A 10,098-nucleotide genomic window follows, 5' to 3' on the forward strand; every position below is an offset into this window, starting at 1 on the left:
AAAAACGAACATATTTTCAGAATATCTGTTTGCTTAATTAAGAAAAATATGGTATGATAAGAAAAAGTTGAATGAATTTCGGAGGAAAACTCTTATGACATATGGTAAAATCAGCAAAAAACAGCAGGAAATTTTAGAATATATTAAAAGTGAGATTCTGAACCGCGGATTCCCGCCAGCAGTTCGTGAGATTTGTGAAGCTGTAAATCTGAAGTCTACATCATCTGTTCATGCCCATCTGGAAGCTCTTGAGAAGAACGGATACATCCGCCGCGATGCCACGAAGCCAAGAGCCATAGAGATCATTGATGACAATTTCAATCTTGTCCGCCGTGAAGTGGTCAATGTTCCGCTTGTAGGTACCGTAGCCGCCGGACAGCCTATTCTGGCTGTAGAGAATGTAGATGGCTACTTCCCCATCCCGGCAGAATTTATGCCCAATGAACAGAGCTTCATGCTGAAGGTAAAAGGCGACAGCATGATCAATGCAGGAATCTTCGATGGGGATCAGGTTCTGGTAAAGCAGCAGCCCACTGCAGATAACGGCGACATTGTAGTTGCCTTGGTAGAGGACTCTGCCACAGTGAAGACCTTCTATAAGGAGAAGGGCTACTACCGCCTTCAGCCAGAGAATGACACTATGGATCCCATTATCATTACAGGAGAAATCCAGATTCTGGGTAAAGTATTTGGTGTCATGCGTTTTTACCAATAGTCATAAAAAATTTCCCCTTTAGCAAACAATTGCTGTTTCCAGACAATTGTTTACTAAAGGGGACTTTTTTATTTCTCTAAAAACGCATCCATCTCCAGAACCTTTCCATCTCTCCAGATTCTCTCCAGATCATAGAAAAGTCGGTTTTCCTCATCAAACACATGCACGATCACATCGCCGTAATCCATGAGAATCCAGCTGGAATTGCGGTTTCCCTCAATCTGCTTCGCCTCAAAGCCAGCGCGTCCAAGCTGCTCCTCCACATTATCGACGATCGCCTGAACCTGATTGGAGTTTGTACCGCTTGCGATTACGAAATAATCTGCAATTACAGAAACATTATGAATATCAATTATCTTAATATCCTGTCCCTTTTTATCATCAATTGCCTTGCAGGCAATCTGTGCCATCATTTTCTCTGTACTTACTGTACTCATTCTGATCTGCTCCTTTCTTAATAATGCTTATACTGACCTAATATTATTTTAAATTCCTGCGAGAACAAAAGGCTTTAAAAGTGAAATAATATCCTCTGTCAGGTGGTACCTGGCCTTCGCTCGTGCGAAATATCTCGCATCTCGTAGAATGTTAATTGTAAATAGTAAAAATATTCGCCAGTATATGCGGAGTATTAATTATCAGATACGTTATTACGCTTATTATGCAATTCTTTATAATAAATATAAGCCTCCTTGGAAGTTGGCTCAATATCATCGGCAGAATCTTCTTCCAGATACTCCAGGGTATCTTTTAGGATCTCATACATACACTCATCCAGGTCTTCAAACGCAAGTTTGCGAATTTCCGGTAAACGGCTTGCTTTATAACGCATGGGCTCAATATAATCTGCAATATAAATAATCTTTTCAAGAAAACTCATTTCACGTCTGCCAGTTGTGTGATAATTGATGGCAGAAAGAATCTCCTGATCGTCAATCCCATATTTCTCGTGAGCAATATAAGCTCCAAGACGGGAGTGGAGAAGAAACGGGTGACTTCTCTCAAAATCGGAAACCGGAATATTGTGTTCGCTGCACATCTTCAGTTTTTTCTTATTGGGAATGCATTTGGCGCAATCGTGAAGAAGACCGGACACCTGTGCATCTTTGATATCATATCCATGGACCATAGCCAGACATGCGCTGGTGTACATAACGCCCATGGTGTGCTGGAAACGATCCTCATCCAGGTATTTGGAAAGTTTTTTTTCAATTTTTGCAAAATCGTAATCTGCCATGGTCAGACTTCCTTCTTTCTGTAAATTCCATTCTCTTTCATGTAAGAAATCACCTTATCCGGGACGTAATATTTCAGACTTTTTTCTTCTGAAATCCACTGACGGATCTGATGACTGGACACATCAATATTCATAGTATCCAAAAGGGCAAAATTTCCGTTGTACCTTGCAGAAAGACGCTGGATTTCCCGATTCAGTTCAGCGTAGGACGCATGATCCCGGACAGCCACCACAAGAGTACAGGCCCGACAGATCCGCTCTGGTTCCATCCATTCGTCAAAAGCAAAAAGAGAATCTGCACCAATGATAAAATAATAGTCTGTGTCCGGATTGTATTCTTTTAGCTCTTCCAGAGTGCGATAGGTATAGGTATACCCGGTCTCGTGCATTTCTGCAAGAGACAACTCAAAATGGGGATTATCTTCAATTGCAAGCCGGACCATATCCACACGCTGGTTATCAGAGGCTCTGCCAGCACGGTCCCGTTTATGAGGCGGGTTGCCGGAAGGCATAAACAGAACCTTATCCAGCTGGAATTGCTCATAGCTCTGCTCACCCAGGATCAGATGTCCCATATGGATGGGATCAAAGGTACCGCCCATGATCCCGATTTTTTTTCGATTATTTTGGCAGTTCAATTTTCTTTTTCTCTTTTTTACCTTCGCGGTATAATACGATCTTCTTACCGATCACCTGTACAACCTGGGAATGGGTGCGCTCTGCAAGAACCTGTGCCATTTCCTTAGGATCCTCCAGACAGTTCTGAAGCACACTGATTTTAATCAGCTCTCTCGCTGCAAGTGCTTCGTCAACAGCCTTGGTGTTTTCTGGTGTAAGACCGCCCTTGCCAAGCTGGATAATGGCATCCATTTTCATTGCCAGACTTTTTAAATATGCTCTTTGCTTACTTGTCATAATTTATCTCCTGAATACCTGCTGAATAGCTGCTATTTATTTATAATAATCAAATTCAAATCCATACATACGAACCGTATCACCCTCCTGAATACCGGCGTTTTCCAGTTCATCCAGAATGCCGCCCTCTTTCAGGAAACGCTGGAAAAAGGCGAAGCCTTTCTCAGAATCCAGATTGGTATAACCAAGCATTTTCTCGATACGTGGTCCTTCTACGATAAATACAGAGGGATCTTCCTCATCAACCTGTACGGTAAATGGAAGGCTCTCATTGATCAGCATATCTTCTGGGAAGAATTCCTGCTCGAATACGATTGCTTTCTTCGGACAACTGTCCAGAAGTTCCTTGATATGGAAAAGAAGCTCGCGTACACCCTGTCCGGTAACTGCAGAAATGGGATATACTTTGATACCTTTTGGTTCAAATTCTTTGCGAAGTCTGTCTACAGGATTCTCCTGACCGTCGGCAAAAATACAGTCCACTTTATTGGCTGCAATTACCTGAGGACGCTTTGCAATTTCCGGATTGTATTTCTCCAGTTCTTTGGTAATCTTATAAATATCATCAATAGGATCTCGTCCCTCTGTGGAAGCTGCATCCACAATGTGCACCAGAACTCTGGTACGCTCAATATGGCGAAGGAACTCATGACCAAGACCGACTCCTTCAGAAGCACCTTCGATCAGTCCAGGGATATCTGCGATGATAAAACCGCCATTCTCAGTATCTACAACACCAAGGTTCGGGCTTAAGGTTGTGAAATGATAGTTGGCAATTTTCGGTTTCGCATTTGTAACACGTGAGAGAAATGTAGATTTACCAACATTAGGAAAACCTACCAGTCCTACATCTGCGATCACCTTTAGCTCCAGAAGCACTTCAAGCTCCTGAAAAGGCTGTCCAGGCTGGGCATATTTGGGAACCTGCATGGTAGGGGTTGCATAATGCTGATTTCCCTTACCGCCGCGTCCACCGCGCAGAACGATCTGACGACGATTGTCACCGGACATGTCTGCAATTACCTTACGGGATTCAGCCTCCATGATAACAGTACCTTCCGGTACCTTTAATATAATGTCGGCACCGTCGGCACCGTGGCAGCGCTTTTTGCCGCCCTCCTGACCGTCTTCTGCCTTATATTTTCTTTTATGACGGTAATCACCGAGGGTATTCTGTCCCTCGTCAACTTCAAAAATGACGTCTCCGCCCTTGCCGCCGTCGCCGCCATCCGGACCGCCGTCAGGTACATATTTTTCCCTGCGGAAGCTTACATGGCCGTCGCCGCCCTTACCGGAACGGATATATATGGTAGCTCTGTCTGCGAACATTAAATCTCCTTTATAAGAAAAGGCTCCAAACCTTTATAGATTTGAAGCCTCCTGCTCTACGAATTACTCTGCCTCTACTGGTACGATAGAAACCTGTTTCTTATCGCGGCCTTTTCTGGTGAATCTTACAACACCATCGGTCAGTGCAAATAATGTATAGTCTTTTCCGCATCCTACGTTCTCGCCTGCATGGATCTTAGTTCCGCGCTGTCTGTAAAGGATGTTGCCGGCTTTAACAAACTGTCCGTCTGCTCTCTTCGCACCTAATCTCTTGGACTCGGAATCACGACCGTTCTTTGTGGAACCAACTCCTTTTTTATGTGCGAATAACTGAAGGTTCATCTTCATCATTGTTGTTACACCTCCTTGACTCTTACTGTCAAATATCGATTGTTATAACTATGCTCAATTTCTGTTAATCCAAGAATCAGGGAATCCATAAGCAGTTTCCCGCGCTCAGTATTCGGATTTGTTTTAAAATGGATGGATACATATCCCTCATCCGCTTCCGCTTCAATCTGCTCTTCCGTAAATTTCTCAAGAGAATTCACAGTAGTAATGATCAAGGCTGATACGGCAGCACATACAATATCCTGTCCCTCTTCGGCATAGCCTGCATGTCCTTTGGACAGAAAATCCAGATAAGAGCCTTTTCTCTTCTTAACTGTAATATTGATCATAACAGCACCTGATTAAGCGTTGATCTTTTCGATTTTAACTTTGGTGTACTGCTGTCTGTGACCGTTTTTCTTGTGATATCCAGTTTTTCTCTTGTACTTGTAAACGATGACTTTTTTAGCCTTTCCGTTCTCAACTACAGAAGCGGTAACACTGGCATCCTTAACGTCTTCTCCAACCTTTAATCCGTCATTGCTAACTGCAATTACAGAATCAAAAGTAACGGTTTCACCAGCTTCAACTCCGAGCTTCTCAACTCTGATTACGTCGCCTTCAGCAACTTTGTACTGTTTACCACCTGTTGCAATAATTGCGTACATTTGTGGCACCTCCTATAGACTTTACTCGCCAAATATGGTGGTCTCTCGACTCTTAAACCTCTTTGTGCGGCATACTCGATTATAATAACAGGGAGATTTGGTTTCGTCAAGAGGTTTTGTAAAAAAAATTGTAAAAAAATTTGTAAAAAAATAAAAACAAAAACCCATGTTTCTGGTTTGCTGCTTGTAATAATTTCGAAAATACGAAAAAGGAATTTCTTATAGTTTTATTTAGAGCGTGTTCGAAAAATCTCCTGACTTTATCTGCCTGATCTCCTCTATTACCGGTTTTCTGACTTTCTTTCGTGTCATCTCCAGAATGTGAAGCGGTGTAATATCTATGGCTTTACATTTCACCGGATCCTTCCTCAGATATTTCTGCAATACATGAAAAAGCTCGTTGTTATGATCTGGGTTTGTCATATTGATAAAATCAATAAGAATAATTCCGGACAGGTTGCGAAGCCGCAGTTGTCGTGAAATTTCCTTAGCTGCTTCCAGATTGATTTTGCGATAGGTTTCTTCGGCTTTTTTCTTTCCGGTAAATTTCCCGCTGTTTACATCGATGGAGACAAAGGCTTCTGTCTGCTGGATCACAATAAACCCGCCGCTGTTCAGCCAGATTTTTTCCTTTTGAACCTCATCCAGCGCGTTTTCCATGCGGGAAAGCTTGTATAACGGAAGAAGCTTGTCCTGATAAAAACGGGCTTTGCTTTCTTCCTCCGGACTTGTTTCTTTCAAATAAGAAGTGATCTGCTGAAAAATTTCAGGATCATCTGTTACAATGTCTGTGAGATTTTCGCTGTAAATATCACGGAGAGTGGTAAGGTAAACCGGTTCTGTTTCGTAGAGAAGGCTGAAACAGGTGCGGCTTTTGCCGTTGACAGCAACTTTTTCATACAGTGATTTCAGATAAGAAAGTTCCTGAAGGATTTCAGCCTTTTCAGCCTGGGCTGCGTTGGTGCGGACAATCAGGCCATATTCCTTATCCGGACGTGCAGCCTCTGCTTCCAGCCAGCCGGATAAAGTGTGGCGTTCTGAACCAGAGAGCTTACCGGATAGTCCGAACTTTTTTTCTCCTGTGGTGAGCACCAGATACTTACCGGTAAAATTTAAGTTTGCAGTCAGTGCGGGCAGCTTGCCCTTCATGGCATCACGGCTTACCTGCACCAGAATCTGGTCACCCGGACGCAAGGGACTGCCAGGTGCTTTCCCGGAGGCATAGATAACCTGCTCTGCTTCCTGAAGAGGAAAATAACCGCGTACTCCAGGTGCAATAAGAACAAATGCTGCCTGGATATTAGAAGCAATATTTTCCACCTGTCCTACATAAATATTTCCGAGAATGGACTGTCGGGCGGCTGCCTCCAGGCGAAGCTCCATAATCTGACCTTCTTCCTCGATTGCACAGGCATGACATTTGTTACCGCAAAGTTCCATGGTTGTTAGAATTAATTTCGTCACTTGATTCACCTGTTTTAAGTTTATTGAACTTCCACGCCAAGGGATTCCAACGATACAAATTTATGTTTTTTCTCATTTCCAAGATCTGCATATACTTCCAGACGATGAATCATGCAGGCAAATTCCGGAAGCTCCTGTCCAAGCCAGCTGGTAAATGCATCCATTACAGCATCTGGTTTGGTATAGTTGGCACTTGCAGAAGCAAGACTTAAGAAAATGCGGTTGTCATTCTGTAAATTCATTTTGTAAATAAAAGGTCGGATATCTACCTGTTTTTCGCCTTTTTTGGTTTCTTTTGTAACAAGGATCTCAGGCTGCTTTAAAAATTCCGTAATTCTTGTCTGCCATCCATCTGCCGGTGCTTTTCCAGGACGAAATTCCACCAGATAATCAGCTGCTGCCACCAGGGACATTGCCTTGCTCGCTTTTCCATCTTCCACCTGGCGGGCACTTAAAACATGAATACCATCTACCATCTGGCTGTTAAGACGTTGACAGATTTCATCAGTAGGAATCGTAGCGGTAAGCTCCATATCGAAATATTCCCCTGTACTGGTAACGCCAACTCCAAGAGGGGCAGCAAAGGACATGATCATATGAGGGCTGTAACCTCCCGAAAAAGCAATTGGAAGCTCTGCGCGGCGGATGGCTTTCTGGAAGTAGCGCATGGTGTCAAGATGTCCTACAAATTTCATAGGCCCTTCTTTCGTAAATTTAATTCTTACCTTCATAACATACGCCTCCTTCATAACGTCTTGCTCCGCAGCCTGCACATTTCTGACGGCAGTTTGGTGTAACCACTTCGCCTTTTGCCTGTTTCCACTCACGGATCAGAAACTCCTTGGTAACACCTGCATCTATGAAATCCCATGGGAGGATTTCATCTGTGCTTCTCTCTCGGAGTGTGTAGAATTCAATGTCAATTCCTGTTTCTGCAAAAGCCTCTTTCCAGATGTCGTAGCGGAAGCTTTCTGACCAGGCATCGTAAAGGGCACCTTTTTCATAGGCTTTTAAGATAACTTCAGAAGCACGGCGGTCACCTCTTGCAAGGAAGCCTTCCAGTGTGGTTACATCCGGTTCATGCCAGTTGTATTTAATACTCTTCTGGTTCAGCTGTGCACGGATTTCTTCTTTTACTACTTTTGCCTTGTCAATAAAATCCTGTTCTGTATACATTGGAGCCCACTGGAATGGGGTAAATGGCTTTGGCACAAAGAAGGATGTGCTGACTACGATCTGAACCTTTCCATGGCGTTTTTCCTTTGGAACGGTATCGTAATATTCTTCTGCAATACGCTCTGCAAGATGAGCAATTCCCTTCATGTCTTTTTCTGTTTCAGTAGGAAGCCCAAGCATGAAATAAAGCTTCACACGGTTCCATCCTCCAACAAATGCCTCATGCGCACCGTGAAGGATCACTTCTTCGGTAAGTCCTTTGTTAATTACATCACGAAGTCTCTGGGAACCAGCTTCCGGGGCAAAAGTAAGGCTGCTTTTCTTAATATCCTGAACCTTGCTCATAACATCCAGGGCAAAAGCATCAATACGAAGTGACGGCAGGGAAATATTAACACCTGCAGATTTAAATTCGTCGATCAGGAAGTTTACCAGCTCTTCCAGATGGGTGTAATCACTGGAACTTAAGGAACTGAGGGAAATTTCCTCATGACCGGAATTCTTCAGCATAGCTCTTGCAGATTCCTTCAGTTCTTCTACATCACGTTCACGGAGAGGTCTGTAGATCATACCAGCCTGGCAGAAACGACAGCCACGGATACATCCACGCTGAATTTCCAAAGTGACACGATCCTGTGTAGCTTTAATAAAAGGAACAACCGGTTTTTCAATCGGGCAATATCCTTTATCCATATCTACGATCAGCTGCTTTTGGACTTTCTCGGGAACTCCCGGACGATTTGGTGCAAAGGATGCAATTGTACCGTCTTCTTTGTATGTGACATCATAAAATGCCGGAACATAAATTCCCGGAATCTGAGCTGCCTTCAGAAGGAACTCCTCCCTGCTGCCTCCGGCTTCCTTATTGGCCTTGTATGCATCAAAAAGCGCATCATACACAGTTTCTCCTTCGCCAATATAAAACAGGTCAAAAAAGGCTGCTAATGGCTCTGGATTATATGCACACGCACCGCCTCCGATTACAATAGGACATGATTCGTCACGGTCAGCTGCTTTCAGTGGAATCTGGGAAAGATCCAGTGTCTGGAGTACGTTAGTATAACACATTTCATATCCAAGTGTGATGCACAGAAAATCAAAATCCCTGACAGGATCCTGGGACTCCAGGGCAAATAACGGGATATTCTGTTCTCTCATAAGCTTATCAAGATCAAGCCATGGGGAATAAACTCGCTCACACCAGACATCAGGGCGTTTATTGAACATATTATAAAGAAGCATCATACCAAGGTTGGACATGCCGATCTCGTAGACATCCGGAAAACAAAACGCCACACGGACATCTATCCCGTCTAAATTTTTCATCACAGAGTTGACCTCCCCGCCGATGTAGCGGGCTGCTTTGTCAACACTGAGTAATATTTCGTCACTAAGTGCTAATTTTCTCATTCTTTTCCTTTCACGATTTGTCACTATTTGCCAAATACAGAACTTCTTCTGTTTAGATTTGGATAGTGACTTTTTTTCTGAATAAGTGGGAAAAATAATGCTCATTTTTGAACCTATTTTTACCCCGAAAACGGCATTTGGTCACTGCGGTACCGGCAGTGGTATATACCGTTAATTATCCTATTATAATACAGGTCATTTCAGAAATTCAAGAGAAATCGTGTGCTTTTGTGGAAATGGTGAAAATTGTCTGCTGTCCCTCCTTTTTTTACAGGATTCTTTTTTTCAATACTAATATGTCATATTTTTTTGTTTCTGTCAAAAAATGTCGGGGTACTTGTTTCTTTGTGGTTATCTGCTTTCTTGGAAAAACCTTTCTTAAATAACCATTCTTAAAAATATTACATATTAAATGTGTAAGTATTCTATAAATATATTTCTTTGTATGGACATCCACCTTACAGGATTAATATGTCATTTATTTGAAATTTTATCAAAAATTTTCATAAAAGATCGGATTCTGAGCGAAAATCGGACAATATATAACTGAAATATAGTTAAATGCTTAGCCAATGATGGCAGAAAGGAAAAAAGAATGAGAAAAGAATCAAAAGAAATGGCTGTTACAGCCGCAACAATGAAAAAAGAGATTGTCAACACTGAGCAATATTTCGTCACTAAGTGCTAATTTTCTTATTCTTTTCCTTTCACAATTTATCACTATTTACCAAATACAGAACTTTTTCTGTTTAGATTTGGATAGTGCCTTTTTTTCTGAATAAGTGGGAAAAATAATGCTCATTTTTGAACCTATTTTTACCCCGAAAACGGCATTTGGTCACTGCGGTACCGGC

The 10,098-nt window shown here is 42.5% G+C and carries 12 protein-coding genes; 1 reads left to right on the forward strand and 11 read right to left on the reverse strand.

The genetic code is table 11. From position 1 onward, the window contains the following. Nucleotides 1-94 precede the first annotated feature (94 nt). Entirely contained in the window at nt 95-715 is a 621-nt protein-coding gene (gene lexA / locus I4V84_RS17700) for a transcriptional repressor LexA (protein WP_148463022.1), read from the forward strand. A gap of 68 nt (nt 716-783) precedes the next feature. Here the strand turns inward: lexA and rsfS are convergent, their stop codons facing one another. The 11 genes from rsfS to I4V84_RS17755 all read right to left on the reverse strand — a co-directional run bounded on the left by rsfS (nt 784) and on the right by I4V84_RS17755 (nt 9,244). Next, nucleotides 784-1,152 (reverse strand): ribosome silencing factor, encoded by a 369-nt coding sequence (rsfS, locus tag I4V84_RS17705; RefSeq protein WP_118580185.1) that lies wholly within the window; start codon nt 1,150-1,152, stop codon nt 784-786. A 194-nt stretch (nt 1,153-1,346) separates the two neighbouring features. Next, on the reverse strand, nt 1,347-1,952 hold the full coding sequence (gene yqeK, locus I4V84_RS17710; RefSeq protein ID WP_195993066.1) for a bis(5'-nucleosyl)-tetraphosphatase (symmetrical) YqeK: 606 nt from the start codon (nt 1,950-1,952) through the stop codon (nt 1,347-1,349). 2 nt (nt 1,953-1,954) lie between these two features. Beyond that, nucleotides 1,955-2,590 (reverse strand): nicotinate-nucleotide adenylyltransferase, encoded by a 636-nt coding sequence (gene nadD / locus I4V84_RS17715; RefSeq protein WP_226815140.1) that lies wholly within the window; start codon nt 2,588-2,590, stop codon nt 1,955-1,957. After that, nucleotides 2,574-2,867, reverse strand: coding sequence for a ribosome assembly RNA-binding protein YhbY (gene yhbY, locus I4V84_RS17720; protein WP_118580179.1), 294 nt, complete (start codon nt 2,865-2,867; stop codon nt 2,574-2,576). The genes nadD and yhbY overlap by 17 nt, the downstream gene beginning before the upstream one ends. A 36-nt stretch (nt 2,868-2,903) precedes the next feature. Continuing rightward, entirely contained in the window at nt 2,904-4,196 is a 1,293-nt protein-coding gene (gene obgE / locus I4V84_RS17725) for a GTPase ObgE (protein WP_195993067.1), read from the reverse strand. A 63-nt stretch (nt 4,197-4,259) separates the two neighbouring features. Next, a complete protein-coding gene (gene rpmA, locus I4V84_RS17730; RefSeq protein WP_015542711.1) occupies nt 4,260-4,547 on the reverse strand; it encodes a 50S ribosomal protein L27 in 288 nt (95 codons plus the stop codon). Nucleotides 4,548-4,552: 5 nt separating this feature from the next. Beyond that, nucleotides 4,553-4,876, reverse strand: a complete 324-nt coding sequence (locus I4V84_RS17735) for a ribosomal-processing cysteine protease Prp (protein ID WP_118580173.1) — start codon at nt 4,874-4,876, stop codon at nt 4,553-4,555. A gap of 12 nt (nt 4,877-4,888) precedes the next feature. Further along, on the reverse strand, nt 4,889-5,194 hold the full coding sequence (rplU, locus tag I4V84_RS17740) for a 50S ribosomal protein L21 (RefSeq protein ID WP_118580170.1): 306 nt from the start codon (nt 5,192-5,194) through the stop codon (nt 4,889-4,891). Between the two features lie 231 nt (nt 5,195-5,425). Next, entirely contained in the window at nt 5,426-6,658 is a 1,233-nt protein-coding gene (locus I4V84_RS17745) for a ribonuclease E/G (RefSeq protein ID WP_226854537.1), read from the reverse strand. Nucleotides 6,659-6,678: 20 nt separating this feature from the next. Further along, nucleotides 6,679-7,389: a TIGR03936 family radical SAM-associated protein gene (locus I4V84_RS17750; protein WP_118580164.1), complete on the reverse strand. Its 711-nt coding sequence runs from the start codon at nt 7,387-7,389 to the stop codon at nt 6,679-6,681. Then, entirely contained in the window at nt 7,373-9,244 is a 1,872-nt protein-coding gene (locus I4V84_RS17755) for a TIGR03960 family B12-binding radical SAM protein (protein ID WP_148463024.1), read from the reverse strand. The genes I4V84_RS17750 and I4V84_RS17755 overlap by 17 nt, the downstream gene beginning before the upstream one ends. Nucleotides 9,245-10,098: the final 854 nt, after the last annotated feature.

Origin of the sequence: Ruminococcus sp. 1001713B170207_170306_F1, from assembly GCF_015668065.1 — a bacterium.
In the GTDB taxonomy this organism is placed as follows: Bacteria; Bacillota; Clostridia; order Lachnospirales; family Lachnospiraceae; genus Blautia_A; species Blautia_A faecis.